Below are 25,557 nucleotides of genomic sequence, written 5' to 3'. Positions count from 1 at the left end.
TCGTCACTGCCCGACGATCACCCCCCGTGCTGACGATCGGCGGGACAGCAGTCCGTCTCGGTCGACGTCGTCGCCGAGTCCATCGCACGGTCGACGTGACGACCACCGCTACTTTTTCGTCGCTGGCATTTGCTCCGGATCGACGGTGCGGCGACTGAACGGTAACGTCGCCTGGAGTCTGGTCACCGATTCCCAGTCGTTCAACCGCGCTGCGATACCGGGGACGAGGACGGCGCCGCTCATGACGAGGGCGTAGGCGCCGACGTCGACGATCCAATGGAAATCCCACCCGACAGTGATCGCTCTGAGCACCGCCAACATCGGCAACAAACAGACGGCGAAGACGAACAGCGACGCCCCGTATGGCTGCCACGATTTCCGACTCGCGTACGGCCAGACGACGGTCGCACCGATCGCGGCGCCGGTCGTGATCGTCGTGTAGTGTGTCGAACCGAACGCAAAGGAGACGACGGCGACGGCGCCGGCCAGGGCGAACAGCGGCGTCGGCTCGGGCCGAAAACGGACGACGAGGGCGACGATACCGAGCCCCAAGACGACGCCGACGAGGACGTCACCGACGAAATGAGCGCCCACGACGACTCGAGAGAGTGCGACGAGGACGATGATCGTCCCGGCGATCGCGTATCGGAGCCGTTTCGTTCCTAGCTCGCCGAAGGCGGCGATCGCGCCGTAGACGGCTGCGGCACCGAGGGCGTGTGCGCTGGGGAAGCTGTAGGGGCTGTACACGCCGTAGCCGAAGGCGACGTCCGGGCGTGGGGCGTCGACGATCCCTTTCAGACCAGCGGAGAGAGCGAGTGCTAGCAGTCCGATGGCGAGTACGAGCGCTCGCGTCCGCCGTCGTGACGGCGCGCCGAACCAGTACATCGCCGCCATGAGTCCGACGAGCACCGCGCCATCGCCGAGGTGTGTGACGAGCTCGAAGAACGCGACGGCAGGCTCAGGGAGTGCTCCGCGGATCGCCTCGTTGGTCCCCTCGTCGAACAGCAGTCCCTCGAGCGTCGTTCGGACCATCGGTCGTTCTTTCGACGCGAGCGACCACAAAACCCCCGTGCGATCTGCTGTCATCACGTCACGCCGACCGCCGGAACAGCGGTACAGCAGTCCGTATCAGTCACTCGTGACCGATCACGTCGACTCGCGTTCCGTTTCCGGCTCCGTCTCGAGCGATCGATACGATGCGTCGTCGGTTCCGACGTCCTCGATCCCGACGTCCTCGATCTCCCCACGTTTGTGGGCCGGCGAGTCCGTCCCGTTCGCACACTGCCGACAGTAGTAATTGCGTCCCTCCGAGGCCGAAAGCGGAACGCCGAGGAGGCAAAACTCCTTTCGGTAGGTACGCTCGAGTCCGTGGCCGACAGTGTCGGAACAGACGGCACACGATCGGTCGTAGGCGACGACGGCTCGCTCGTCGACCGAGCGAACGCGGCCGTTTGCCGTGATCGGCCGGCGGTTCTCGAGACGCCGTCGAACCGATGGGAGAGAGACAGTCCCAAGCGCGGCGAAGCCGACGGCGAGCGCGACGAGGAGGACGCTCACCACGGGCAATCCGACCTGGACCGCGATCGCTGCGACGGCGACGGCCGCCAGCCACCAGACGGCTGCGGTGATGCGACCGAGGAGCGTCGACCGCGAGGCGTCGGCCTCGTCACGCCCGTCGTCGGTGTGGGCTGCGCGTAACACGATCCGCTCGGGATCCCCGACGTACCGGTAGGCTCCCCAGAGAGCGTTCCCGATCCCCATCGTAAACCAGACCGTCACCAGTGCGACCAGGACGTGTTCGTCGACGCTGCCGAACGAGCGACGCACCATGACGGCGTGGTCGCCGAAATCGTGTTCGAGCTCCCACCCCTCCTGAGAGGCCTTTGCGATCCGATATTCGAGAACGTCGCGGTCGGTCACCCCGTCTCCCGTCGGCTCGCCTCGACTCGAGTCGGCGACTGCCTGCTCTCGCGTCGACCCGACCCCGCCAGTGGTATCGGTGCCGGCTGGCGCGCCGCAGTTCGGGCAGTAGTTCATCGACGGCTCGAGGCCGGTCCCACAGTTCGAACAGTACAGTGGCGATCCGCCGTTCCGGCTCGAGCGACGATCCCCGACCATAGGTGAGGTTCGGTGGCATCGACACTAACCCTTTGGTCCGGTTAGACGTTCTAGATCTTCCGTCTCCGGTCGAACGTCACCGAACTGGAGACCGATCGGTCCGGCTATCGGGGCTCGTCGAGGACGACCGGTACGCCGCGGTTGGCGACGTCGACGACGAACGCGTCCGCGTCGGCGTCGATCGCCTCGAAAGTGTCGTAGTGGACTGGGAGCACGAGGTCCGGTTCGAGGCGCTCGGCCAGGGCGGCGGCTTCGTGACGGTCCATCGTGAACGTCCCGCCGATCGGCGGCAAAAAGAGATCGACACGCATGTCGTCGTGGAACGGAAGCGCGTCGGTATCGCCGGGCCAGAACGCCGTGACACCGTCGACGGTGACGCCAAACCCACAGCCACGCCCCTCGGGGTGGTGTGGGGTTCCGTGTTCGTCGACGTGTGGTCCGTCGGGGTCGTTGTACGCCGGTGTGGTGAACAGATCCAGTGGCCCGAGGACGAACGACTCGTCGGCGCGGACGCGTTCGACCTCGTAGGGCAGGTCTTCGGGGGCTTCGTCGACGCGGTCGATCTCGCTGGCGTCGATCGACTCGTGGACGACGACGATCGCGTCCTCGTGGGCCACCCGCTGGATCGAGTCGGGATCGTAGTGGTGGTCGTGGCTGACGAGAATCAGGTCACCGTCCCCGGGGCTGTCCTCGAGGACGTCGTACGCCTCCGGGCCGGGGTCTATGTAGATCACCGCGCCGGTCTGGCCTTCCAGACGGATCGTCGCGAGGCCGAACCAGTCGACGGTCACCGCACCGAATCGAACGGTCATAGGTCCGGCTTCGCTCGAGTCACTCGAAAAAGGTTCGGAACGGGTCGAAACGAGGATATTCGAAGAGGCCAGTCAGCCCGGCGGCCGAGCGCTGGAAACGAGTTCCAGCAATCCGTCTCAGGGCAGTCGAACGGTGTGCTCGAGCGTGCCGACGCCCTCGACTTCGATCTCGACCTCGTCGCCGTCGGAGAGCGGCCCGACTCCCTCGGGTGTGCCGGTCGCGATCACGTCGCCGGGCTCTAAGGTCATGTAGGTCGTGATCTCGGCGATCAGCTCCGGAATCGGGAAGATGAGCTGTTCGCGGGACCCGTCCTGTTTGAGTTCGCCGTTGACCCGCGACTGGACGCGTGCGTCTTCAGGTACCTCGTCGGGCGTGGCCAGCACCGGCCCCATCGGTGCGGCGCCGTCGAAGGCCTTCCCGCGGACCCAGTTGCGTTCGTCTCGCTGATCCTCGCGGTTCGAGACGTCGTTGAGGCAGGTAAAGCCCTCGACGACGTCCATCGCGTCGGAGACGGGGACGTGCCGACACTGCTCGCCGATGACGACGGCGAGTTCCGCCTCGTAGTCGATTCGTTCCTTGCCGGCAGGCGCCGTGACGGTATCGCCGTGGCTCGCGACCGTGTTCGGCCCCTTCAGGAACAGCATCGGTCGATCGGGAAGATCCGATCCCATCTCGTCGGCGTGGTCGGCGTAGTTACGACCGATACAGACGATCTTCGACGGTTCACACGGCGGAAGGACGTCGATCTCGTCGTCCTCGAGGGCGTAACTCTCCGTTCCGAAGTGGACGTCACCGTTCTCGTACTCACCGCGTCGGACAGCACCGGCCGGATCGCGGAATCGAACGTATTTCATGAGCGACCGGTCGTCCTGCGGGGTAAAAAACGTTGAGAAGTCCGTGTGACGGCGTCCCGTTCGGCCCTCGAGTTGTATTTCAGCCATAATGTAAACAAAATACTAAATGTTGTTGTGACCTCGTGGAGTGAGAAACGGGTGTTCGTTACGGGACGACCGAACGTTCCCGTTTCGTCACCAGAACGAGCTATGGAGAAACCGTTTAAGGTTAATTTACACGCTATTAGAAACGAGCCGTAGTTATATGTGTGGATAACAGCAAACGAATGGCCATGGGTAACAGTGACAATCACGGTCGGGGTGGCCTGGGTCGCCGGTCGGTGCTTTCGGCGGCCGGCGGCGTCGTCGGGCTCGGTGTCGCCGGCTGTATCGGACGTGCTACCAGTTCGGTGCAGGTACTGGCTGCTGGGAGTCTCGCTCACACGTTCGAAGATCACATCGGGCCGGCGTTCGAAGCGGAGACGGACATCGAGGTTCGCGGGGAGTACTATGGGGCCAACGCGGTGATGCGGATGGTCGAAGACCGAACCAAACACCCCGACGTCATCGTGAGCGCCGACGCGACGCTCCTTCGTGACCGATTGTACGACGAGTTCGCGACCTGGGACGTCGAGTTCGCGACCAACAGCGTCGGCATCGGATACGACGACGAAACCGAGTTCGGGCAGCGACTCGAGGACGGCGAGCCGTGGTACGAGGTCGCGCTGGACGCCGACGAGGGCGACCTCTCGATCGGTGATCCGGACCTCGATCCGCTGGGCTATCGCGCCGTCCAGGCCTTCGAACTCGCCGAACGAGAGTACGACCTCGAGGGGTTTCGGGACGAGCTGATGACGGTCGCATACGAGGAGCCGGACGAGCCCCAGATGATGGCGGGCGTCGAAAGTGGCTCGCGAGCGGCGGCGGTCGTCTATCACAATATGGCGGTCGATCACGGGATGCCCTTCCTCGAGTTCCCCGAGGCGTACAACTTCGCGAATCCGGAGCTGGCCGACCACTACGCGACGGTCGCGTTCACGACGGACGAAGAGGAGTACACGGCGGAGGGACGTCCCGTTCTATACAACGCGACGGTAAACGAGGCGGCCGACGCTCCCGACGGTGGCCGCCGACTCGTCCAGTTTCTCGTCGACAACCCCGACCTGCTCGTCGACGCAGGGTTGCGCGTCGCGGACGGCCTCCCGCGTGGGGAAGGAACACTCCCAGCGGAGATCGACGTATGAGTCTCGATCGTTCGACACGGTTGCGAACCTCGAGCCGGGCTCCGGAGCTGTTGCTCCCGGCATTACTGGGCGGACTCATCCTCGTGTATTTCGCGCTCCCGTTCGTCGCGTTTCTCTCGCGGACGGGAACGGCGAACGTCGTCGCTGGACTGTCCACACCGGCGGCCCAGGGAGCGATCCGTAACTCCTTGCTCACCGCGCCGATATCGACCGCGATCGCGACGGTTCTGGGAGTGCCACTCGCGTACGTTCTCGCTCGAACCTCGTTTCCCGGGAAACGCCTCGTGGAGGCCCTGGTGATCCTTCCGCTCATCATCCCACCCGTCGTCGGTGGCGCGATGCTCATCACGGCCGTCGGGCGGTTTACCCCGATCGGCTCCGCCGCAACCGCTGCGGGGGTCCCGCTTACCGACAGCCTCATCGGCGTGATCCTCGCTCAAACGTTCGTCGCTGCACCGTTCGTCGTTATCACCGCTCGAGCGGGCTTTGGCGCCGTCGACGAACGGTTAGAGCAGGCCTCGCGCTCGCTTGGCTACGGACCGCTCGCGACGTTTTGGAACGTCTCGTTGCCGTTAGCTCGCGGCGCGATCCTCGCGGGTATCGTCCTGACGTTCGCTCGAGCGATCGGGGAGTTCGGCGCGACGATGATGGTCGCGTACAACCCACGAACGATGCCCACACGCATCTGGGTCGACTTCATCGCCGGCGGGATCGACGCGATCGTCCCGCTCGCGCTCGCGTTGCTCGTGATTACGCTCGTCGTGCTCTCGGCCGTCCAACGGTTCGGACGCGTTCCAACGGTGATCGACGAATGACACTCGAACTCGACTCGCTCACTCATCGATACGGCGACGAACTGGCGGTCGACGACGTCTCGTTCGGGATCGAATCGGGCGAACTGGTCGCGTTGCTCGGACCGAGTGGCTGTGGTAAGACGACGATCGTTCAGGCGATCACCGGCCACGTGCGCCCGACCTCGGGACGGGTCCGCCTCCGCGGAACGGACGTCACCGACACGCCGCCCGAATCCCGCGAGGTCGGGATCGTCTTCCAGCGATCGACGCTGTTCCCGCATATGACTGTCGGCGAAAACGTCGCGTACGGCCTCGCTGCGCGCGATATCGAACCCGAACGCAGGGAGCAACTCGTCGACGAGTACCTCGAGTTGGTCGATCTCGACGATCAGCGGACGGCGCTTCCCGAGGCGCTAAGCGGCGGGCAACGGCGCCGCGTCGAACTCGCTCGAGCGATCGCGCCACAGCCGGACGTGTTGGTCCTCGACGAGCCGCTGTCGGCGCTCGATCGAGCGTTGCGCGAGCGGTTGCGCGACGAGATCGCCCGCATTCAGCGTGAAACCGGCGTCACGACGCTGTTCGTCACCCACGACCAGGAGGAGGCGATGGCGCTTGCCGATCGCCTCGTCGTGATGAACGACGGCGACGTGTCGGGAATCGGTGCGCCGCGGACGCTCTATGAATCTCCGCCGACGCCGTTCGTGGCGTCGTTTCTCGGTCGATCGAACACGTTCTCGGCGACGCTTACGGCTCGACAGCCGATGACGGTCGCACTCGGTGACCACGAGATCGTGATAGACGGCACGGAGACTGACCGTCCGACGGGGAGCGACGTGACGTGTCACCTCCGTCCGGACGCGCTCTCGATTCGGCCGTCTGGGAGCGATCGAGCGCTTTCACTGCCGGGTGAAGTGACACGGATCGCGGATCTCGGACGGCGCTACGACGTCACCGTCCGCGTCGAACCTGGTGTCGAACTCGTCGTCGAACGGACAGCAGCTCCGCCGACGATCGGGGAATCGGTCACAGTCGAACTCCCTTCACATGCGCTGTCGATCTTCAGTGGTGAGGAAAACGAGCGTCTCACCGAAAGGGCCGCGCCCGAAGCGCGATCGCAATTCGACGACCCACGACCCCAGTCGTGACGCCGCCTGTCGACGTCTGTGGCAGACGGACGTTCCGTCTGGGATTTGAACATCGCCGAGACGTTCCGGGTCGCTCGCTACGCTCGCTTCCCGGGCTGTGACTCGTCTCTTTCAAATTCTAGAGCGTGCGCTCTCTACTTCGTTACTTCGTTCCTCAGAAGAGTGCTCCGTCTGGGATTTGAACCCAGGTCATCGGCTCGAAAGGCCGAAATGATTGGCCGGACTACACCAACGGAGCGGACACATCGTCCGTCGCACGTCGCCTCGTGCGTCGAACGCATTCAGTGATTGCTGGGGGCTAGTAAAAAACGTTCCGTTCCGAGGCCGCAGTGGTATGTCCTGACGTGGTATTTTCAGTCTTCATGACCAAAAACAGCTATCGCTCCGAGTGGGACGGATTACTCGAGCATGCACCGTCGTGCCCACTCGAGTCCGACGAACCGCCATCGGTCATACGGACTGCTGTCCCGAGTTCCCGCCGATCCCACGACTCGGCTGTAGCGTCACAGAAACAGAAAGACTGGAGACTCGAATCCGATCGACGACGCGGGCTACGCTCGCGTCTGCGAGTCGATTCGGATCCCTCTCGCGGCGGTCGCCTTGAACGACGCGGCGATCGACCGGCCGGGCTCGAGTCCGAGCCGACTCGAGCTAGATTCCGTGACGAGTGCCTGGATCGTGCTCGCATCAGCGAGCCGGACCGTCACTCTGGTGATGGCGTCGCCGACGTCGAGTCGCTCGATCGTGCCGGTAAACTGGTTTCGGAGGCTGGTGCCGTCGGCTCGAGGCGTCTCCTCGGGATCGGTCAGGACGACCGCGTCGGAGCGGACGGTCACCTGTACGTCGCTTGCGTCGCCGGGAACCAGCGCCAGGATCGGGCCGATCTCGGTCTCGACGGTCGCGAGTTCGCCCGTTCGGTCCGCGACAGTGCCCGTGAAGACGGACTCGGTGACCTGCGCGACGCCGTCGAGTTCGGCCTCGTGACGCTCGAACCGTCGGCGCAGTTCGTGGGCCGTCTCGGTCAGTTCGGTTCCACCGCCGCCGCTGCCGCCTCGTGTTCGGTCCGTGATCGGACCGACGGCCTCCTCGATCTCGACGATGCGGTTTTGCAACCGCGCGTACGATCGTCCGAGTTCGTCGGCCGCCTTGTGCATCGATCCGTACCGATCGATCGCATCGAGCATCTCGATGTCTCGCTGCTCTAGCGTCACGTCCCCAACGGAGAGTTTCGTGGTGTATTCCTTTTCGACTGTCATCTCAGTATATCAGTTCGCCGTCGATGAATTTTCGCGTCCGTTCGTCGTTCGGGTCGTCGAAGACGCGTTCGGTCGCGCCGAGTTCGATGATCTCGTTTCCGAGCAACACGCCGACCCGGTCGGCGATGCGTTCGGCCTGGTGCATGTCGTGGGTCGCGATGACGATACCGATATCGCGGTCTCGAGCCTCCATGACGGCGTCTTCGATCATCGCCGTGTTCCGGGGGTCGAGATCCGACGTCGGTTCGTCGAGCAAGAGCACCTCGGGATCGTACGCGAGCGCGCGGGCGAACGCAACCCGTTGTGCCTCGCCACCGGAGAGCGACGCAGCGTCCTGAGTTGCCTGTTCGCGAAGGCCGACGGTCTCGAGGGCCTCGAGTGCCTGGCCGGTTCCGTTCGATTTACCGACGAGATCCGCGACTTCGTGACGCAGCCGATCGGTCCAGGACTGTCGGACGCGGAGACCGTACTCGGCGTTGCGACGAACGCTCGCGTCGAAGAGACTCGCCTCCTGGAAGACCATCCCGACCCGTCGACGGTACTCGAGGCGTCGTTTCTCCGAGAGCTGCCAGATCGGCGTGTCGTCGTACGTTATCTCGCCGCCGTCCGGCGCATCGAACAGCGCGAGCAGCCGAAGCAGCGTCGACTTCCCGACGCCGGAGGGACCGATGATTGCGACGACTTCGCCCGGATCCACCGACAGCGAGACGCCGTCGAAGACCGTTTCGTCGCCGTATGCGTGGCGGACGTCGATCGCCTCGAGTGTCATCGGTACCCTCCGTCGTCGCTTCCCAGTCGAACGACGATCGCGTTGACGAGTAACACGAGGACGACGAGAACCGCACCGAGTAGCATCGCCGTCTCGAACCGTCCCTGTCGCGCCTCGAGCTGGATCGCGGTCGTGATCGTCCGTGTGACCGACGTCCCGTCGGAGCTGGCGATGTTCCCCCCGACGATGAGTACGGAACCGACCTCGCTGATCGCCCGTCCAAAGCCCGCGAGGACGGCAGTCGCGATCCCGTAGCGGGCCTCCTTGATCGTGACGAAGGCAACGTCGAGTTTCGTGCCGCCCATCGCGTACGCCGCGTCGCGGACGTTCTGTTCGACGCTGCTCACCGCAGCGAGACTCACGCCGGTGATCACCGGCGCTGCGAGGACGAACTGTGACATGATCATCGCTTCGGTCGTAAACACGAGGTCGAACGAGCCGAGCGGACCCTGGTTCGACACCGCAAAGAGAACCACGAGTCCGACGACGACGCTTGGAAATCCCATCCCGGTGTTGATGATCGACGTGACCAGGGTCTTCCCACGAAAGTCCTTGAAGCCGACAAAAAGCGCGATCGGCAGGCTAAACAGCGTGCTCAGCGCGACCGCGGTCAGGCTCACGTAGAGCGAGACGTAGATGATGCTCCGAATGTAGTTCCATTCGAAGGGAAAGTCGACGACCAGCGGCGTCAGCATATGCTGTTCGAGTGGCATGCTGTCGTATCTGCCTTTCGAGAGCGGGCTGGACGCGTCTCACCCGTCACTGTCGCTTTCCCACCCCTCGGGGACGTACTGCTGGAAGTTCGAGTCCTCCGACAGCGCTTCGGGGAAGAACAACTGTTCGTCGTTGGACCGGTACTCCTCGATGATCTCCTGACCCTCGAGGCTCGTAACGTAGCCGATGTACGCCATCGCGAGGTCGTAGTTGACGTTCTCGTGAACCGCGGGATTGACCGCGACGATCCCGTAGGGGTTTCTCAACAGCTCCGGGCCACCTTCGACCGGCCCTTCGACGTGAATCTCGAGATCGATCTCTTCGCGCATATCGAGGAACGTTCCGCGGTCGGCTAGCGTATAGGCCCCTTCCATGTTCGCCGTGTTCAGGGTCTCTCCCATCCCACCGCCGCCGTCGAGATACCACTCTCCGAACCCGTCATCGGACAGCCCCGCCTCGTCCCAGATCTCGCGTTCTTTCGTATGCGTTCCGGAGTTGTCGCCTCGAGAGACGAACGTCGACTCCGTGTCGGCGATTTCCTCGAACGCCGCTGTGGCGTCGTCTTCACTGGCGATCCCGGCGGGATCGTCCGATTCCCCGACGATCACGAAGTCGTTGAACATGAGGTCGCGGCGGTTGACGCCGTATCCCGCTTCGAGAAACTCGTCCTCGAGCGTCCGGGCGTGAACCATCACGACGTCGGCGTCGCCGTTGCGAGCGTGCTCGAGTGCAGCGCCGGTTCCCTCCGGGACGGCGTCGACGCTGACGCCGTAGCGGTCCTCGAACGGCGCGTTGAGTTCGTCGAGCAGTCCCGTGGCGTACGTACTCGTCGTCGTCGTCAAGGTGAGCGTTTCGCCGTTAATATCGGGCGTGCCGCCCCTGTCGTCATCGCTGAGACAGCCGGCGAGTCCGATTCCCGCAGCGCCGGCAGCCGCGGTCATGAACTGTCGCCGTTGTATCGACATAGATACTACGACTGACGCTGGGGTAAAATAGCTTTGGGTAGTGGAGTAACCAATATTAGTTACCCACTCACGGCACAGAGATATTATCTGCCTCTACAGGGGTGCTATCGGAGTTTAACGAACGGTATCTAGAAGAATCGGTTACGAGGTTCGTCAACTGGGACCAGTCGATACAGGAGAACATCACGTGCATATGTCATATCGTGTCGAACGTCAGGAGTATGTTACCCCAACATGTTGGGCTCCGACCGAACTCCCGACCAGATTCGGGTGATTCCCCAAGGACTGGTACTGGTCAGATGTCGTCGTCGCCGAAGCCCCTCATACGGTTTACTGTACGTCATTGCCGGCGTAACCGAGACCCGGGCGACGGTTACGCCGGTAAATCGTTACAGCAATCCGTATCAACCGATCCCCGAGACGATCGAAGACCACCGGTCGACCGTCGCCTACCAGCGACTCGAGTTGACCGACGATCGATCGCGGCGACTGCCTCGGAGTTGGCCAGGACGGGACGAGACATCCAGGCCACCGAGGACAGTCGTCGTGGCACCCGCCAGTTCCGGGACTGCGACCGGGATCCCGAACGAACGTTTCCGCCGAGACACTCTATTCGAATACTGAACCAACGAGAGCGAAACTCGAGTATTCGTAACCCCCTTATATAAGGAGCAATTCAGAGTATACAAATGACGTACGAACACCTGGACACTGATCTGGTAAACGAACTGCTCGGCAACGGACGCGCAAGTCTTCGCAGTCTCGCCGAAGAGCTCGACGTCTCCGTGACGACGGTTTCGAACCATCTCTCGGATCTCGAGGATGACGACGTCATTCAGGGGTATACCCCGATCGTCGACTACGACGCGCTCGGCTACGACGTCACCGCGATCATGCAGCTCAAAGCCGAGGGGAGTGCCCTCCCCGAGATCACCGAGACGTTGCGCGATCACCGACAGATGATCTCGGTCTACGAGGTCACCGGCGACTACGACGTCATCGCCATCGGGAAGTTCAAAGACACCGACGACATGAACGATCAGATCAAGACCCTGATCACCGATCCCGACATCAACCAGTCGAACACGAGCATCGTCCTCAACACCGTCGCGGAGAACGAACAGTTCGAACTCGAGAGCGGCGACGATACCTGAGACGGGTTGTCTGATGCACCGACCGGTCGCACGACTGCGGCCGCCCCCGCGAGGACGCCGCGAATTCGCGACCGACGGGTCACTGACTGCTATCCGGCAGTATGACTTTCAGTGGTTACGATAACTGTCGCGGTGCGTATCATACGGACTGCTGTAACTATGTACTGCCGATCGCCAGGACAGGGTCGGCGATCGGCGGTAATTGACTACAGGAGACCGTATCAGTGGTCGATTCCGGGCCGCTGGATGGTCGTCTCGTCCGACGCCGGGTCTTCGAGGGCGGAGTCGATCTCGACGGCGGCCAGGACGTCGTTACGGTCGGGTTCGTCCGGTCGCCTGAAGTAGTACGTATCCGCACAGCCGGCGACCATCTCGGAGAGCTGGCACTCCTCCTCGTGAACGACCGAGATGAGATCACCGGTCACCGCGACCAGTGTCGCGTCGTCCGGTTTGTGGAGTTTCTCTCGGAGATCAGCAGCAGTACAGTCGATCGGCAGTTGCAGGTGGACACCGTCGACGGTCGCCCATCGTGTCTCCATACGCCGACGTTGGCACGGGACGTCCTATACCATTGTGCCCGCAGCTACAGGCCGCTTACCATCCAGTGAGGGCGGTCGGGCGATAGCCGCATTCTCGTCGGTCGTACGGATGGCCCGCTTCGGTACCAGTGCGGCCACGAGCCACTCGACGGCTACACCGGACTACCGTTCGTCTCATACGGGCCGCTGTAACGATTTCTTGGCACGGCTGCAAGACGGGTCGCAGTTGTACCGGGATGCCTTACAGCGGTCCGTATCACTCCGAGTCGTCGACGACCGGCAGTCGAGCCGTCGAAAGCCAGAACTCACGGTAGACACGAAGCGTCTCCATGAACTCGTCGGGTTCGACTGCCTTCTTCAGGCAGGCGTTGGCGTACTTCCGGTACGAACGCGTGACGTCGGCGTCGTCCTGGGAGCCGGTCAGGACGGTCACCGGAATCGACTTGAGGTCCGGATCACTCTTGAGCTCGGTCAGGAGCGCTTCCCCACTCGTCCGGGGGACGTTCCAATCCAGTAACACGAGATCCGGCCGCGGCGCGTCCTCGTACTCGTCGCGCTGCTGGAGAAACGCCAGTGCCTCGTCGCCGTCGGAGACGACGTGAAGGGTACTGCGTTCGTCGTCTCGAAACGCTTCCTCGATAAGGCGTATGTCTCCTGGATTATCCTCGATCAACAGCAGATCCGCATCCACCCTCGAGTGAGCGGGTGAATCGTTCATTGTACGGATTTCGGTGTGACGACGGATGAATGCACTGCCTGTTTTACACGGATACAGGAGAAAGGCCACGGCTGTAGCCCTGTCTTTTACCCATACGTCCACGGCGTTCCAAACGAGCGTTGCAGCCGCTCTCGAACTCGAGCTGTGACCGGACACTCGAGGTGTGGAGCGATTCGAGCGATGATGCCAGTGGTTGGGGTGGATGAACACCGGGAGGCGAGATCGACGAAATCGCTCCTTGAGGGTGACTGTGCCCGTGAAAACCGGGAGTTTCGGTTGCATTCCTCGATCTTGTTCACTCACGACAATGGCTCCAGTTGTGGGTAATACTGTCGGACAGAACTATTGTGAGAATTTGCCGCTTCCGTCCGGCGAATTCTCTTCAGTGACTGCTGTCCGACAGTATAAGAGACAGGACTTCAGTCGTGTGGAGGATGTCAAAACGACCAGTCTCGATATTTGATAACTCGAGGTCCGGTTCGATTGTTACCGATACCCAACGACTTTAGGCGGACGTCCTATGCCGGTTGCAACAGTAATGAGGACAGAACCGAGTATCGATGAACGACACGGACGCCTTCCGCGTGCTCGCAAGCGCCGACCGGCAACTGGTCCTTCACGAACTCGCGGTCGGAGACGGGTCGAGTGGCGTCGAAACGCTCGCCTGCAACGTCGCCGCGCGCCGACACGGGCTTTCGACCGACACGGTCAGCGACGAGCAACTCGAGCGGGCACAGATCCGATTGGTCCACCAACACGTTCCACTCTTGCTCGAGCGGGACGTCGTTACCGTCGACTGGGAGGACGAGGAAGTCGCGCTTGCGGACACCGAAGCCGTCGACGACCTGTTCGAGGCGGCCGACGAACTCGAGCAGTGGCCGCCCGACGACATGGTATACGATTCCGTGTGAGACCGATCGCTGTCCGCCAGTACTGGCGACGCTACAGGGGGAGGGGGTCCCAGGTTCGTCGGGACATCGGTACAGCGGACCGTACGAGAATCGAACGAGTGACGGCTAGTCGGCGGCTGGCGGTGCCGTCAAAACGTCTATTTTCTCGGCGGCGTAGCCGAAGACGTTCCGGTAGCCGTTCGGGGACATGAGGACCGGATAGAACGATTCGTCGGCGATCTGCGTGTTGCCGTCGGCGGCTGCGAAGGGGTCGCCGGCCTCGACCTCGGTGAAGTTCTCGACGAAGACCTCGTAGGTGTCGGCCTCCTGTTTGTGGATGACGTCGGTCAGTCGATAGACCGGGAGATCGCGTCGCATCGTATCGCCGGGCAGTGCGCCGACGGCCGTCAGGAACGCTCGAGTCAGCCGATCCGCGTTCTGGGCGGCAGTCTCGGACCCCTGGAGCCCACACTCGACTTCGAGCGTCTTGATTTCGGCGAAGAGCCGTCCCTCCGCGAAGTCGCTCGTTTCGACCATCGCGGAGACCGGGAGCCGTGGTGCCAGTTTCTTGGCGGTCTCGCTGATCCCGTTGACGATCGCAAACGGCTCACCGTGGCTCTGGGTCGAGTGCATCGAGAACGCCAGACAGTCCTCGAGTTCGTCGACGAGTCGATCGGCGAGTTGGGCTTCGTGGGTCTTCGCGTTCGGGTCGCCCGGGAACGCACGGTTCAGATCCTCGTCGACGAACCGAACCCGTCGCTCGAGGGCTTTTTCGTTGGCAACGATGAGCTTGACGGGCCGCTCGACGGACGGTCGCTCGTCGAGCAGCCGCTCGACGGCCCGGACGCCGCAGGGTTCGTCGCCGTGAATACCCGCGACGACTGCGATCTCCGGCGTTCCCGACCCGAGCTGTGCAACTCTCATTACGTGATAGTTGGGCTCTGAAGCCAAAGGCGATTCGGTCTCTCACGACGGTGACCTGTCAGATATCTGTGCATGTGGGGAGGTACCACGATTACGTGTGGTGGTGACCCATCCACTCGAGCGACGATCAGTCGACAGCTGTCACGGTTCGAATCGGTCCGATATCCAGACGGTCGTTCCGTCGGATCGGATCACTCCTCGAGGCCTTCGGCGTACTCGAAATCGACCGACCGGGCGGTCGGTCGTTCGCCGTCGAGTGGAATTGCCCAGTCGTCGATGCGACTCGGCTCCTCGAGTGCGTTCGTAAGCGTCGTCCGAACCGTGAGGACGTCGACTCCGTAGTAATCCCGGGGAACGTCCCGCAGATACTGGAGTGCGGTCCGAAACAACGAACGCATCCCGCCGTCGTCCTCGAAGTCGACGCGTTTGTACGCGCCCGCGGCGACCTGGACCATTCCGTGGAGGAACGCGCTCTCGGTCGTCCCGCGTCCGTAGTTGTACCACTCGAGTTCGAAGCAGTCGTGGCTCTCGTGGTAGGCGGCGGCGTTGAACAGTCGGACGCCGTGAACCGTCGCGCGACGGAGCGTCGCGTGCTCCCAGCGCCCCACGTCGGGGCGCCAGCCCGTCGGCGTCGTCGAATCCGGCGGCGGCGCGACCGTCGGGTCGCTGGTGTGGTCGTCCATACTCCCCTTTGGACCGACGAACGGGTAAACGTCGTCGTTCGTCTAGTCGTCCGATTTGCCGTTTACAGTCCACAACGAACTGACTCGTCGGACGAGTAGGGCTAAGCAGTTCACCCGAGTTTTTATTCGTGTTCGGCTCCCCAACCCGACTAGATGAACCACCCCGTCTGGCGGTGTCAGGACTGTGGAGAGCGCCTCTATGCGCATATCGAGGGTGGCTACCAGTGTCACAACTGTGCGCGACGGTACGAGAAAGCGGACCTCGAGACGGCAAGCGCCTGAGGCGGGCAGTAGTCAGTCTGATACGGACCCCTGTCCCGATGTCCTGCCGATTGCCGTCCTATCCCGGCAACCGGCGGTAATTGACGACAGGAGACCGCATGACTGTCCGGAGCTGTGACGATCCGGGATAGACACAAGTTTCCCCGCGTGAATGACATCCTCCGCGCCGTGAACGGCGCGGTTTCCTCCGTGGGAGTCTCAGCCGGTCTACGACTCGCCGGAGGCAACATTCCCGTCATGGTGGACGGTACTCGGGTCTGTGCGCTGTTCTTTGGGACGGTGAGAGTGTGGTGACTCCGACCATTCGTGGTCGTCCCACTCGAACCGCACGGGCCGTGCCATCGGCCTGACTGCTTCTTCCGTGTGCCGCTTTAGGAACGTTTCCGACGCTGTAAGGTCGGCGTGCCCCTCGAACCCACACGGACAGGTGAGTGTATCCTGATGCCGTGTCGTTCGGTCTGTGCCGCCACACTGCGGGCACTCCTGACTGGTCCACGCCTCTGACCGGACTTCTACCGAGATACCGTATTCCTCGGCGGTACAGGCCAGTCGCTCGGTAAACTGCTTGAACGCCCAGAAGTTGTGGGTTTTGGCATTCGTCTCGACCGACCAGTGCGTGTCCAGCACGTCGGTCAAGCCACCGATATACAGTGTATCCACGCCTTCGGCGTACAGTCGTTCCAGCAGGTCACGACACAACGCTTCCTGAGCGTGGTCCCGGCGACGAGTCCGTTTTTGGTACAGCCGCCGGATACGCTCGCTACTGTATCGGTCTTCTTCGAGTTTCGACTGTAACCGGGCGATTTCTCGCGTCGTCTCGCGGAATCGCTGGAACAACTCACGGCCCTCATACAGATATTGCTCACCGGTCGTGGTGGTGCAGGCAACGAGATTGTTCGCACCGATGTCCAGAGCGGCCTTCTCGTCGGCCAGTGGAGTGTCCCGTATATCGTCAGAAACAGTCACGGGTTGCGAAGCTCGGAAGGTGCTGCCTGTCTCGTCGTACCACAGGTCCAACCGGCCCTGTTTCTCGTAGTCGGGCCAATTCGGGTTGCCAGCGATTTCCAGCCGGAGACGCCCGGTGTGGTCGTATCGGTCTTTCAACCCGCTCCCGACCAGTATTTCGAGCCGGGAGCGGTCGCCCCATTTGACGGTATACGACGTGTTGCGGATGACGGTATGGAGTTTGCGTCCGTCGTCTTTGTTGCCCCAGAATCCCGGTGGTTCCGGGTGTTCAGTGACTGACGTATCCGACTCGTCGTGATACGCTTTCTTGTTCTCGAAGAATCCGCGCCATGCTTCGGAGTTCTTCCGTATCACCTGTTGAGCGGTGGACGTACCGAGCATGCCTTTGTATTTGCCTTCGAGACTGCCTGTATCGGCGTCCCACACGTCTTCGTCTTCGTAGCCGTCCTCGTCGTTGTACCGCATGAGGCGTTCGTAGTTGACCTCGTTCCAGAGAGCGGCGGAAGCGTCCAACAGGTCTCGTAGCAGTTGCTCTCCGGTATCGGAGAGTGGCCGCACGGCGAACGTGTTGGTGCGCTTCACGACAACAGATTATTATACATTTAGTCTGAAAGTCCTTTCGTCATGCGGCCCAACATCGACATTTCACACACGCTCGGTGGCCGAGTCAAAGACTACGCAGAAGCGAACGATTTGGACCTCTCGGAAGCGTATACAGAGGTGTTAGAAGCAGGTCTGGAAGCGTTGGAGACTCAGGACCAGCAGTAATACGACGGTTTCCCACCGGAGCGCACGCGATTGACACCCGTCCCCAGAACGCTTTGCGTTCTGGTGTGCGAACGAGAGCTTTTGCTCTCGTCAGCGTCCCCGGAACTCGACGAATTCCGGTGTGCGCGCAAGACCACAGGTCTTGCGAACGCCGTGAACGGCGGGACTCTCTCGCTGTTGAAAGGTAGCTTTGATACGCGGGCGTTTCCTTCCTACAACTAATGATCACGACACTTCACGTCGCGATGGTCGCGGAGCTGTTCCCCACCGGGATCAGCCACTACGCGATCGGCGGCCTGCTCGTGGGTCTCGGGGTCGCGGTGATCTATCTCGGGACCGCGATCCCGGCCGGCGCGAGTACCTTTCTCGAGTCGACGCTGTCGTACGTCTCGGACCGGTCGCGCTTCCAGCAGTATCGCGCCTCGCGTGACTGGCGGGTCGTCTTCACGCTCGGCATCGTCGCGGGAGCGGCCGTCTACGCGCTGACGTTCCAGTCCGGATTCGTCTCGAGTTCACTCCACCAGCCAGCGACGACCGGCGAACTGCGGGAGGTCGGCGGGCTGACGATCTGGCTGACCGAGGTCCAGCCCTGGCGGCTGTTCCTCGGCGGGATCCTCGTCGGGATCGGTACTCGTCTCGGCAAGGGCTGTACGTCCGGCCATGGCGTCTGTGGCGTCGGCTCCGCCTCGAGTGCGTCGTTCGTCGGCGTCGCGACGTTCCTGCTCGTCGCGATCGGGGTCGCACAGCTGGTCCAGGCAGTGGGGGTGAATCCGTAGTATGACCGCCGAACACGAGCAACACCCGCTGTTCCTGCCGCTGGTGTTCGTCGGTGGGCTGATCTTCGGCTTCGGCCTCGGTTTCAGCCACATGGCCCAGCCCGAGATCGTTCTGAACTTCCTGCAGTTCGAGGACTTCGGCCTGCTGTTCGTAATGTTCGGCGCCGCAGTCGTGACCGGCATCACCGTCTTCGGTATCAAACGGGTCCGTAGTGAGGCGCCACTTACGGGTGCGGTCTACACGCGACGCCTGAAGCAGCTGGACAGAAACGTGATCCTCGGTGGTGGCATCTTCGGCGTCGGCTGGGGGCTCTCGGGGATCTGTCCTGGCGCGGCCTACGCCAGTCTCGGTATCGGCAACGTCGTCATCCTCTACGGTATCGCCGGTATGTTCGTCGGCGCGTATCTCCAGGGGTACTGGCGTTCGGCCGGCGAGGAGAGTGGGACGTCTCCGACGGCGGCAGACTGATCGCAGCCCCTTCCTCGAGTTTCAGGACGGAAGACGACGCAAGGCCTATCCCCTCGCACCGTCATATGAACGGATATGGACTTCCCACCGAACCAGGGACTCGATCAGGACGAGGTCAACGACCAGGTCGACGACGTCATCGAGAACAACGACGTCGTCCTCTTCATGAAGGGGACCGCGCTGATGCCCCAGTGTGGCTACTCGCGGAAGGCGCTCGGTCTCATCGACAGCCACCGTGAGGAGTACGAGACCGTCGACGTTCTCGAGTCGTTAGACGAGTATCGTGCTGCCCTCGAACGCCACAGTGGGTGGGAGACGATCCCACAGACGTTCGTCGACGGCGAGTTCGTCGGCGGCTCGGACGTCTTAGAGGAACTCGAGGAGCGCGACGAACTGGCCGAGACGCTAAACGCCGAGTAGTCCGACACCGGACTCCCGATCGAATTCATCCGACCGGGTCGAGCACGTATTCAATAGCAGGTCATATAAGTCACGCACCCGTACTAGGCACTGAGCGACTATCGCCGCAGATCATCCCACTATGTCAACAGAGGAATCCAGACACGTATATCGGCTGCATTCAACCCTCGAACTACCACTCGAAGACCTTCGGGAACACATCGAAGAGGCGACGTTCCCCGACGGAATCGCCGACGTGGAGATAACGCGGCGAAACAACACGCTCATTCTCAAAGCCGTCGCCGAGGATGAGTCGGTCAGCAAGTACACCCCGACGGCCCAGCTAAAAGCCAGCGTCACCGAGAACCGGGTCTACGAGGAAGACCCCGACGAACGGCGCAACGCGTTCCGCTGGGACGAAGAAGAAGAAGAGGAGATCGAATCCGAACTGGTCGAGTTCGCGGCGTTTAAAGGCGACCGCGAGACGGTCCTCCAGAACTCACTGCTTCAGTACCAGATGTTCCTCGTTCTCTGTGGCATCGCCGAAGCAGCCGAGAAGGGGACCCTGACGGCGATCTCCGAGCGTGAGGGCGACCTCGAGGCGACCCAGATCGTCGAAGGCGAACCGCGGCCAGCCAACATCGAGGTCGTCGAAGGGCCTCGAGACCACGACTCCGGCCAGGGCGGTGTCAACTGGCGGGACAACAAGTTCATCTCGGACTAAGCGGTCTCGTTTCTTCGGAGCCGACCCACGATCCAGCGGCAGCGCTGTCGCGTCTCGTCGGCTCTATCTCGGTTTCGATGCCGTCTCATACGGATTGCTGTACCGATGTACCGGTGCAACCGCAGCCCGGGTCGCGGTTGCGCCGGTACCGACGTACAGTAGTCCGTATCAGTCCCATCAACGGGATCGCCAGCGCAGCTGTTACTAGCGGCTTTCGTGGACGAAGTGTCATACGGACTGCTGCGTGTCAGTGTCAGGGTGACGGGATCGATAATGTGGCTCGAGTACGGCCACCGGCGTCGATCCCTGGCACGAGTAAATCAAGAGTTGCCCGCGAAGGCGGACAACGCTCGAGTCGACGAACGAATCCGGGCACTGACTCGACCGAAAGCGGGCGGGCTGCCGGTCGAACCAGGAGTCGGGCACACTGGTCGGGAGGTTCGAGCTGCCGGGCTGGATCCCGACCATTCGACATTACGAGCGATCTGTTAATAAGTAGTTTGGTTCTCTTATGAAAAGTTGGGTGTGTGAACGGACGAATATAACTCCGACTGTCGAGAGACGGTCCGCGATCCGATCGGAAACCGACGTTGATCGAGCACCTCGACGCGGTTTCGGGTCGATCGTCGGGAGGATTCCGACACGCGCCCACCGGCGGGAGCAAGGCGGTATCACGATGGGTGGCGGTCGAGTCGACCGCGTGAGCGTTCAGTTCGACTCGGGACCGCCCGAACTGTCGACCTAATTCGACAGTCGTCGAAATATTCATCGACAGTACCATATGTGCGCTTTCCGAATACGAATGTATGACCGCAGTCGGTATCGACGCCGTCGAGATCTGGACCGGGAACCTCAAACTCGACCTTCCTGGCACGTTCGCCCCGCAGAAGGGTGAAGACCCCGAGAAATACACCAAAGGGCTCGGCCTGAACGCCAGTTCGTTCCCCGACAGCTACGAAGACATCGTCACGATGGGGGCAAACGCCGCCCACCGGCTGATGGAGCGGAAAGGCTTAGCGCCCGACGATATCGGTCGAATCGACGTCGCGACCGAGAGCGCTTTCGACAACTCGAAGCCGGTTTCGACGTACGTCGCCGGCTGTCTCGAGCAGGTCTTCGACGGCGACTTCCACCACGCCAACAAAGGCGAACGGAAGTTCGCCTGCATCGCGGGCACCCAGAGCTTAGACGACGCCTGCAACTGGATCCGTGCGGGACGCAACCGTGGTCGCGGCGCGCTCGTGATCGCGACCGACACGGCGCTTTACGCCCGCGGTGACGCCGGCGAGGCGACCCAAGGTGCCGGCGCCGTCGCGATGTACATCAGCGAGGATCCCGACCTCGTGGAACTCTCGACCGGACAGGGCTATGGCTCGGCCGACGAGACCGACTTCCTCAAGCCCAACCAGCAGTTCCCTTCCGTCGACGGGAAACGTTCCGTGCAGGTGTATCTCGCCCGGATGCGGGAGGCCCTGGAGGATTACGAGAGCGTCGCCGGCGACGTTCATCCAGACGACGTCGCGTTCGTGCCGTTCCACACGCCGTTCCCGGGGATGGTTCGGAAGGCGGCCATGCTCGCCTATCGACACGTTATCCGCGATACGAGCATCGAGGACGAACTCGCCGAGGAGATCGGTCGCCAGCCCCGTCCAGAGGCGTTCGATTCCGACGAAGCGTACCGCGACGCCATGCGGGAGTATATGGATGCGCTCAAAGAGACCGCGGCCTATCAGGAGTGGTACGACGCGACGATCGATCCGACGCTGTCGATCTCCCGTGAGGTCGGTAACTGGTACACCGGCTCCGTCCACATCGCCCGCGTGAGCGCGCTCAAACGAGCACTCGAGGACGGCCGCGAGATGACCGACGAGATGCTGCTGGTCGGCTCCTACGGCAGCGGTGCCCAGGCGGAAATCCACGCCGAGACCGTCCAGGACGGCTGGGAAGCGGAGATCGAGGCGCTGAACGTCGAAGAGCAACTCGAGGACCGATACGATATGTCCTGGGAGGACTACGAGGAGATCCACGACGCACACAACCACGACATGGACGTCGACGTCGAGGAGTTCACGACGCCCGAATCCGAGTTCGTCTTCGACGGCTGGGGTCGAATGGGCGAGCGGAAGTACCGCTACGTCGAGTGATACTGTCGGATACGAGCCAGTATCTGTCAGATAACGGTTACCGAGAGCTATTTTCGCGGGACGAATCCGGTGAGCGGGACGATCTCTGAGGGAGGCTCCTATCGTCGCGTGTAGTGGTACGATCGTCGAAAGCCGCGACTCGAGCGAAACGCACTACACCGTCGGCTAACTAGGTCGATCAACGGGGATTCGAGAATCACTCAACTATGGACCCGCTTACGTTCCTCGGTGTCGACGTCGCGCTGTTTCTGGTCATCGGTCTGCTCGCCGGTGCCCACTGTATCGGGATGTGTGGGCCGCTCGTGACGGTGTATGCCAATCGGATGGACGACGGGACCGAGGACGGAGCGACCGCTGCGACCCGACGGACGGGTCATCTCTCGACCTACGAGGTCCGCCAGCACGCACTGTTCAATCTGGGTCGGACGGCGAGTTACACTCTCCTCGGGGCCGCCTTCGGCGCGCTTGGCGGACTGTTGTTCGTCACGACCGAGCAGCTCACGCCGGTCGTCGACGTCGTCCGTGGCGGTCTCGGCCTCGTCATCGGCGCGTTCGTCATCGCGACTGGCGTCTACTACGCGCTGGGGCGGACGACCGGCGGGATCCAGATACCTGGTCTACAGCGAGTCACCGGCTGGCTGACGGCACACGTCGATCGACTCGCGAACGGGCCGGGAATCGTCGGATTAGGTGCGGTTCACGGGCTGTTGCCGTGTCCGGTCCTCTATCCCGCGTTCCTCTACGCGTTTACGACCGGGTCGCCGACCAGCGGCGCCCTCGCACTCGCCGCACTCGGGATCGGAACGGTGCCTGCCGTCTTCGCCTACGGGACCGTCATCGACGCGGTCGATGCGACCCACCGACGGCGCGTCCACCGATTGCTCGGGGTCGCGTTCGTCGTCCTCGGCTACGTCCTGCTAACACACGGATTGATGAGCCTGGGGATCCACCTCCCGCATCCGGAGCTGCCGTTCTACGACGGCCTGGACGCGCCTGGGGGCCACGACCACCACTAACGATCAGTCATGTCGAGTTCGAACTCCTGTACGCTGTGTGAGCTGCCCGTCGAGGAGAGCGGCGTCACGGCGGACGGAAACGCGTTCTGTTGTCAGGGCTGTCGCGACGTGTACGACGCGCTCGGCGACATCGACACCGTCGACGCCGACGACGTCCGCGAGACCCGAGCCGAACGCGACGAGGACCGGACGGTGCCGCCGGACCACGAGACGACGTTCCTCGAGGTCGACGGGATGTACTGTGCGACCTGCGAGGCGTTTATCGAGACGGTCGCAAGCGAGACCGACGGCGTGAGCAACGTCAGCTCGAGTTACGTCACGGACACGGTCAGAGTCGACCACGACCCCGACGTCGCCCCCGTCGAGACGCTCAAAGACGACATCAGCCAACTGGGCTACAGTGCGTACGACCGCAAGGACGCGATCAGCCGCCGACGGGCAGACAACTGGGAGATGGGCCGGATCGCCGTCGGCGTTCTCATGGGAATGATGGTGATGTTACAGTACGTCGTCATCATCTACCCCACTTACTTCGACGGGGCGTTCTACGACGAGCGGACAGCCGAGTTCTTCTCGGAGGCGCTTGCAAGCGACATCGCGACACCGTTTTTCCTCGGGATCGGAGCGCTGACGACGATCATCCTGGTCATAACCGGAAAGCCGATCCTGCAGGGTGCTTACGTCGCGGTCAAAACGCGGTCGCCGAACATGGACCTGCTCGTGTCGATCGCCGCCGTCAGCGCGTGGCTCTACAGTACGATTTCGATCGCCATCGCCGACGAAGTCCACCTCTACTACGACGTCACGGTCGCGATCATCGTCATCGTCACCGTCGGGAGCTACTACGAGTCCGAGATCAAGCGGAAGGCAACCGAACGGCTCTCGGATCTGACGGCCGTTCAGGTCGACGAGGCCCGACGCGTCCGCGAAGACGGTGACACCGAAGAAGTAACTGTCGACGGGCTGACGGCTGGCGACCGTGTACTGGTCCGTGGTGGCGAACGGATCCCGATCGACGGGACGGTCGTCGACGGTGAGGCCGCGGTCGACGAGGCGGTCGTCACCGGCGAATCGCTGCCGGTCACGAAGACCGACGGCGACGACGTCGTCGGCGGATCGACAGTCTCGGATGGCGCACTCACGATTCGCGTCGGCGAAGACGCGACGAGCACCTTAGATCGGATCAGCGAACTCGTCTGGGACCTCCAGAGTGGCACCCACGGCATCCAGAAGCTCGCGGACAAGTTGGCGACGATCTTCGTCCCACTCGTCCTCGTCCTCGCAGTCGTCGTCACGACCATCTACCTTCTGCTTGGCTCGGGTATCGGCGACGCGTTGCTCGTCGGACTGACCGTGCTGATCGTCTCCTGTCCCTGCGCGCTCGGGCTGGCGACGCCGCTTGCCGTCGCTGCCGGGATCCGCGACGCCTTAGAGCGTTCGATCGTCGTCTTCGACGACAGCGTCTTCGAACGTATCCGCGACGCCGATACCGTCGTCTTCGACAAGACCGGAACGCTGACTACCGGCGATATGACGGTCGTCGACGCCGACGTCGACGACGACCTCCTCGAGAAGGCGGCGACACTCGAGGGGCGGTCCGCTCATCCCGTCGGCGAGGCGATCGCGGCCGAGCGACCGGTCGCCGACGGCGGCGCAGTCGAATCGGAGACGGCCGCCACAGCCGATGCCGAATCCGACACGACTGCCGACGAGCGCATCGAGTCCTTCGAGAGCCACCGCAACGGCGTCACGGGCGTCGTCGACGGCGAAGAGATCGTCGTCGGTCACCCGGACCTGTTGCGCGACCGTGGCTGGACGGTGTCCGAGGAGATCCTCGAGACAGTCCACGAGCACCGCGAGACCGGTCGCGTCCCGGTCGCCGTTGGCCGTGACGGGTCCGCTGATGGTGTCGTCGTCGTCGGCGACGACCTCCGCGAGGGGTGGGACGAGACGCTGTCGGCGATCGCCGAGACCGACACCGACGTCGTCGTCCTCACGGGCGACGACGCCCGCGCTGCGAGTCGCTTCCGTGAGCACGCAGCCATCGATCAAGTGTTTGCAGGCGTCCCGCCGGAGGGGAAAGCCGAGACCGTCGAGCGACTCGGCCAGCAGGGCCAGACCGTCATGATCGGCGATGGGACCAACGACGCGCCGGCACTCGCTGCCGCCGATCTCGGCATCGCGCTCGGCGGCGGGACTGCGATGGCTGCCGACGCGGCCGACGTCGCTCTCGTCGACGACGACCTCTCGTCGGTCGACACCGTCTTCGAACTCGCACGCGCGACCGACCGCCGCGTGAAAGGCAACATCGGCTGGGCGTTCTGTTACAACGGGATCGCGATCCCACTTGCCGTGACGAGCCTGCTCAACCCGCTGTTTGCTGCGATCGCGATGGGACTGAGCAGCCTCCTGGTCGTCACCAACTCCTCGCGGTCGCTGCTCGACGATTAATAC

General features: G+C 62.7%; 26 protein-coding genes and 1 tRNA gene. 13 read left to right on the top strand and 14 right to left on the bottom strand.

What is annotated here, in order from left to right; genetic code table 11:
* Positions 1-108: 108 nt before the first annotated feature.
* The 4 genes from RBH26_RS02825 to RBH26_RS02810 all read right to left on the bottom strand — a co-directional run bounded on the left by RBH26_RS02825 (position 109) and on the right by RBH26_RS02810 (position 3,785).
* Positions 109-1,086, bottom strand: coding sequence for a phosphatase PAP2 family protein (locus tag RBH26_RS02825; RefSeq protein WP_306756408.1), 978 nt, complete (start codon positions 1,084-1,086; stop codon positions 109-111).
* 60 nt (positions 1,087-1,146) lie between these two features.
* Positions 1,147-2,118 (bottom strand): zinc-ribbon domain-containing protein, encoded by a 972-nt coding sequence (locus RBH26_RS02820; protein WP_306756407.1) that lies wholly within the window; start codon positions 2,116-2,118, stop codon positions 1,147-1,149.
* 104 nt (positions 2,119-2,222) lie between these two features.
* Complete coding sequence (locus RBH26_RS02815; protein ID WP_306756406.1) at positions 2,223-2,930, bottom strand: MBL fold metallo-hydrolase; 708 nt, start codon at positions 2,928-2,930, stop codon at positions 2,223-2,225.
* A gap of 117 nt (positions 2,931-3,047) precedes the next feature.
* Entirely contained in the window at positions 3,048-3,785 is a 738-nt protein-coding gene (locus tag RBH26_RS02810) for a fumarylacetoacetate hydrolase family protein (RefSeq protein WP_306756404.1), read from the bottom strand.
* 272 nt (positions 3,786-4,057) lie between these two features.
* Here RBH26_RS02810 and RBH26_RS02805 point away from each other — a divergent pair, with 272 nt between their 5' ends.
* Genes RBH26_RS02805 through RBH26_RS02795 form a run of 3 tightly spaced genes read left to right on the top strand, consistent with a single transcriptional unit; the run spans position 4,058 to position 6,947 of the window.
* Positions 4,058-5,008, top strand: coding sequence for an extracellular solute-binding protein (locus RBH26_RS02805; protein ID WP_306756403.1), 951 nt, complete (start codon positions 4,058-4,060; stop codon positions 5,006-5,008).
* The gene (locus RBH26_RS02800; RefSeq protein WP_306756402.1) at positions 5,005-5,823 is read left to right on the top strand and encodes an ABC transporter permease; all 819 of its coding nucleotides are present in this window, start codon (positions 5,005-5,007) and stop codon (positions 5,821-5,823) included. Before RBH26_RS02805 ends, RBH26_RS02800 begins: the two co-directional genes overlap by 4 nt.
* Positions 5,820-6,947 (top strand): ABC transporter ATP-binding protein, encoded by a 1,128-nt coding sequence (locus RBH26_RS02795; RefSeq protein ID WP_306756401.1) that lies wholly within the window; start codon positions 5,820-5,822, stop codon positions 6,945-6,947. The genes RBH26_RS02800 and RBH26_RS02795 overlap by 4 nt, the downstream gene beginning before the upstream one ends.
* A gap of 163 nt (positions 6,948-7,110) precedes the next feature.
* Here RBH26_RS02795 and RBH26_RS02790 read toward each other — a convergent pair.
* From RBH26_RS02790 to RBH26_RS02770, 5 genes are all read right to left on the bottom strand, one after another.
* Positions 7,111-7,185: transfer RNA gene (locus tag RBH26_RS02790), tRNA-Glu, on the bottom strand.
* 313 nt (positions 7,186-7,498) lie between these two features.
* A complete protein-coding gene (locus RBH26_RS02785) occupies positions 7,499-8,203 on the bottom strand; it encodes a TOBE domain-containing protein (protein ID WP_306756400.1) in 705 nt (234 codons plus the stop codon).
* 1 nt (position 8,204) lies between these two features.
* Positions 8,205-8,972, bottom strand: a complete 768-nt coding sequence (locus RBH26_RS02780) for a phosphate ABC transporter ATP-binding protein (protein ID WP_306756399.1) — start codon at positions 8,970-8,972, stop codon at positions 8,205-8,207.
* On the bottom strand, positions 8,969-9,685 hold the full coding sequence (locus RBH26_RS02775) for an ABC transporter permease (RefSeq protein WP_306756398.1): 717 nt from the start codon (positions 9,683-9,685) through the stop codon (positions 8,969-8,971). The genes RBH26_RS02780 and RBH26_RS02775 overlap by 4 nt, the downstream gene beginning before the upstream one ends.
* A gap of 39 nt (positions 9,686-9,724) precedes the next feature.
* On the bottom strand, positions 9,725-10,651 hold the full coding sequence (locus tag RBH26_RS02770) for a substrate-binding domain-containing protein (RefSeq protein ID WP_306756397.1): 927 nt from the start codon (positions 10,649-10,651) through the stop codon (positions 9,725-9,727).
* A 689-nt stretch (positions 10,652-11,340) separates the two neighbouring features.
* Here RBH26_RS02770 and lrp point away from each other — a divergent pair.
* Positions 11,341-11,805 (top strand): HTH-type transcriptional regulator Lrp, encoded by a 465-nt coding sequence (lrp, locus tag RBH26_RS02765; RefSeq protein WP_306756396.1) that lies wholly within the window; start codon positions 11,341-11,343, stop codon positions 11,803-11,805.
* A gap of 221 nt (positions 11,806-12,026) precedes the next feature.
* On the opposite strand, the gene RBH26_RS02760 is transcribed toward lrp, so the two are convergent.
* Together RBH26_RS02760 and RBH26_RS02755 are read right to left on the bottom strand one after the other, a co-directional pair.
* Positions 12,027-12,344 (bottom strand): hypothetical protein, encoded by a 318-nt coding sequence (locus RBH26_RS02760; RefSeq protein ID WP_306756394.1) that lies wholly within the window; start codon positions 12,342-12,344, stop codon positions 12,027-12,029.
* A 256-nt stretch (positions 12,345-12,600) separates the two neighbouring features.
* Entirely contained in the window at positions 12,601-13,062 is a 462-nt protein-coding gene (locus tag RBH26_RS02755) for a response regulator (RefSeq protein ID WP_306756393.1), read from the bottom strand.
* 560 nt (positions 13,063-13,622) lie between these two features.
* On the opposite strand from RBH26_RS02755, the gene RBH26_RS02750 reads away from it, so the two are divergent.
* Positions 13,623-13,973 (top strand): hypothetical protein, encoded by a 351-nt coding sequence (locus RBH26_RS02750; RefSeq protein WP_306756392.1) that lies wholly within the window; start codon positions 13,623-13,625, stop codon positions 13,971-13,973.
* 105 nt (positions 13,974-14,078) lie between these two features.
* Here RBH26_RS02750 and RBH26_RS02745 read toward each other — a convergent pair whose 3' ends face one another.
* Together RBH26_RS02745 and RBH26_RS02740 are read right to left on the bottom strand one after the other, a co-directional pair.
* A complete protein-coding gene (locus tag RBH26_RS02745) occupies positions 14,079-14,876 on the bottom strand; it encodes a succinylglutamate desuccinylase/aspartoacylase family protein (RefSeq protein WP_306756391.1) in 798 nt (265 codons plus the stop codon).
* A gap of 191 nt (positions 14,877-15,067) precedes the next feature.
* Positions 15,068-15,559 (bottom strand): DUF309 domain-containing protein, encoded by a 492-nt coding sequence (locus RBH26_RS02740; RefSeq protein WP_306756390.1) that lies wholly within the window; start codon positions 15,557-15,559, stop codon positions 15,068-15,070.
* Positions 15,560-15,712: 153 nt separating this feature from the next.
* On the opposite strand from RBH26_RS02740, the gene RBH26_RS02735 reads away from it, so the two are divergent.
* Positions 15,713-15,841 carry a hypothetical protein gene (locus RBH26_RS02735; protein ID WP_306756389.1) on the top strand — a complete coding sequence of 43 codons (129 nt, stop codon included), beginning with the start codon at positions 15,713-15,715 and terminating at the stop codon, positions 15,839-15,841.
* 207 nt (positions 15,842-16,048) lie between these two features.
* Here RBH26_RS02735 and RBH26_RS02730 read toward each other — a convergent pair whose 3' ends face one another.
* Positions 16,049-17,389: a transposase gene (locus RBH26_RS02730; RefSeq protein ID WP_306756388.1), complete on the bottom strand. Its 1,341-nt coding sequence runs from the start codon at positions 17,387-17,389 to the stop codon at positions 16,049-16,051.
* A gap of 407 nt (positions 17,390-17,796) precedes the next feature.
* Between RBH26_RS02730 and RBH26_RS02725 the strand changes: the two genes are divergently transcribed.
* From RBH26_RS02725 to RBH26_RS02695, 7 genes are all read left to right on the top strand, one after another.
* On the top strand, positions 17,797-18,351 hold the full coding sequence (locus RBH26_RS02725) for a YeeE/YedE family protein (RefSeq protein WP_306756386.1): 555 nt from the start codon (positions 17,797-17,799) through the stop codon (positions 18,349-18,351).
* A 1-nt stretch (position 18,352) separates the two neighbouring features.
* Positions 18,353-18,820 (top strand): DUF6691 family protein, encoded by a 468-nt coding sequence (locus tag RBH26_RS02720; RefSeq protein WP_306756385.1) that lies wholly within the window; start codon positions 18,353-18,355, stop codon positions 18,818-18,820.
* 75 nt (positions 18,821-18,895) lie between these two features.
* Positions 18,896-19,240, top strand: coding sequence for a glutaredoxin domain-containing protein (locus RBH26_RS02715; protein ID WP_306756384.1), 345 nt, complete (start codon positions 18,896-18,898; stop codon positions 19,238-19,240).
* A gap of 121 nt (positions 19,241-19,361) precedes the next feature.
* Entirely contained in the window at positions 19,362-19,943 is a 582-nt protein-coding gene (locus RBH26_RS02710; RefSeq protein WP_306756382.1) for a hypothetical protein, read from the top strand.
* An 806-nt stretch (positions 19,944-20,749) separates the two neighbouring features.
* On the top strand, positions 20,750-22,087 hold the full coding sequence (gene hmgB, locus RBH26_RS02705; RefSeq protein WP_306756380.1) for a hydroxymethylglutaryl-CoA synthase: 1,338 nt from the start codon (positions 20,750-20,752) through the stop codon (positions 22,085-22,087).
* A 206-nt stretch (positions 22,088-22,293) separates the two neighbouring features.
* Positions 22,294-23,103 (top strand): sulfite exporter TauE/SafE family protein, encoded by an 810-nt coding sequence (locus tag RBH26_RS02700; RefSeq protein WP_306756379.1) that lies wholly within the window; start codon positions 22,294-22,296, stop codon positions 23,101-23,103.
* A 9-nt stretch (positions 23,104-23,112) separates the two neighbouring features.
* Complete coding sequence (locus tag RBH26_RS02695) at positions 23,113-25,554, top strand: cation-translocating P-type ATPase (RefSeq protein ID WP_306756378.1); 2,442 nt, start codon at positions 23,113-23,115, stop codon at positions 25,552-25,554.
* The last annotated feature ends 3 nt before the right edge of the window (positions 25,555-25,557 follow it).

It is taken from the genome of Natronolimnohabitans sp. A-GB9, assembly GCF_030848565.1.
In the GTDB taxonomy this organism is placed as follows: Archaea; Halobacteriota; Halobacteria; order Halobacteriales; family Natrialbaceae; genus Natronolimnohabitans.
Note: the sequence above shows the minus strand (reverse complement) of the source record. Positions and strands in the feature narration are given on the sequence as shown.

Excerpts from the sequence above, each read along its gene's own strand:
- RBH26_RS02820 (WP_306756407.1), bottom strand. The coding sequence starts at position 2,118 with ATGGTCGGGGATCGTCGCTCGAGCCGGAACGGCGGATCGCCACTGTAC.
- RBH26_RS02800 (WP_306756402.1), top strand. The coding sequence starts at position 5,005 with ATGAGTCTCGATCGTTCGACACGGTTGCGAACCTCGAGCCGGGCTCCG.
- RBH26_RS02780 (WP_306756399.1), bottom strand. The coding sequence starts at position 8,972 with ATGACACTCGAGGCGATCGACGTCCGCCACGCATACGGCGACGAAACG.
- RBH26_RS02710 (WP_306756382.1), top strand. The coding sequence starts at position 19,362 with ATGTCAACAGAGGAATCCAGACACGTATATCGGCTGCATTCAACCCTC.
- RBH26_RS02825 (WP_306756408.1), bottom strand. The coding sequence starts at position 1,086 with ATGACAGCAGATCGCACGGGGGTTTTGTGGTCGCTCGCGTCGAAAGAA.
- RBH26_RS02775 (WP_306756398.1), bottom strand. The coding sequence starts at position 9,685 with ATGCCACTCGAACAGCATATGCTGACGCCGCTGGTCGTCGACTTTCCC.
- RBH26_RS02715 (WP_306756384.1), top strand. The coding sequence starts at position 18,896 with ATGGACTTCCCACCGAACCAGGGACTCGATCAGGACGAGGTCAACGAC.
- RBH26_RS02700 (WP_306756379.1), top strand. The coding sequence starts at position 22,294 with ATGGACCCGCTTACGTTCCTCGGTGTCGACGTCGCGCTGTTTCTGGTC.
- RBH26_RS02770 (WP_306756397.1), bottom strand. The coding sequence starts at position 10,651 with ATGTCGATACAACGGCGACAGTTCATGACCGCGGCTGCCGGCGCTGCG.
- RBH26_RS02810 (WP_306756404.1), bottom strand. The coding sequence starts at position 3,785 with ATGAAATACGTTCGATTCCGCGATCCGGCCGGTGCTGTCCGACGCGGT.
- RBH26_RS02815 (WP_306756406.1), bottom strand. The coding sequence starts at position 2,930 with ATGACCGTTCGATTCGGTGCGGTGACCGTCGACTGGTTCGGCCTCGCG.
- RBH26_RS02725 (WP_306756386.1), top strand. The coding sequence starts at position 17,797 with ATGATCACGACACTTCACGTCGCGATGGTCGCGGAGCTGTTCCCCACC.
- lrp (WP_306756396.1), top strand. The coding sequence starts at position 11,341 with ATGACGTACGAACACCTGGACACTGATCTGGTAAACGAACTGCTCGGC.
- RBH26_RS02745 (WP_306756391.1), bottom strand. The coding sequence starts at position 14,876 with ATGAGAGTTGCACAGCTCGGGTCGGGAACGCCGGAGATCGCAGTCGTC.
- RBH26_RS02785 (WP_306756400.1), bottom strand. The coding sequence starts at position 8,203 with ATGACAGTCGAAAAGGAATACACCACGAAACTCTCCGTTGGGGACGTG.
- RBH26_RS02760 (WP_306756394.1), bottom strand. The coding sequence starts at position 12,344 with ATGGAGACACGATGGGCGACCGTCGACGGTGTCCACCTGCAACTGCCG.
- RBH26_RS02695 (WP_306756378.1), top strand. The coding sequence starts at position 23,113 with ATGTCGAGTTCGAACTCCTGTACGCTGTGTGAGCTGCCCGTCGAGGAG.
- RBH26_RS02755 (WP_306756393.1), bottom strand. The coding sequence starts at position 13,062 with ATGAACGATTCACCCGCTCACTCGAGGGTGGATGCGGATCTGCTGTTG.
- RBH26_RS02740 (WP_306756390.1), bottom strand. The coding sequence starts at position 15,559 with ATGGACGACCACACCAGCGACCCGACGGTCGCGCCGCCGCCGGATTCG.
- RBH26_RS02750 (WP_306756392.1), top strand. The coding sequence starts at position 13,623 with ATGAACGACACGGACGCCTTCCGCGTGCTCGCAAGCGCCGACCGGCAA.
- RBH26_RS02795 (WP_306756401.1), top strand. The coding sequence starts at position 5,820 with ATGACACTCGAACTCGACTCGCTCACTCATCGATACGGCGACGAACTG.
- RBH26_RS02735 (WP_306756389.1), top strand. The coding sequence starts at position 15,713 with ATGAACCACCCCGTCTGGCGGTGTCAGGACTGTGGAGAGCGCCTCTAT.
- RBH26_RS02805 (WP_306756403.1), top strand. The coding sequence starts at position 4,058 with ATGGGTAACAGTGACAATCACGGTCGGGGTGGCCTGGGTCGCCGGTCG.
- hmgB (WP_306756380.1), top strand. The coding sequence starts at position 20,750 with ATGACCGCAGTCGGTATCGACGCCGTCGAGATCTGGACCGGGAACCTC.
- RBH26_RS02720 (WP_306756385.1), top strand. The coding sequence starts at position 18,353 with ATGACCGCCGAACACGAGCAACACCCGCTGTTCCTGCCGCTGGTGTTC.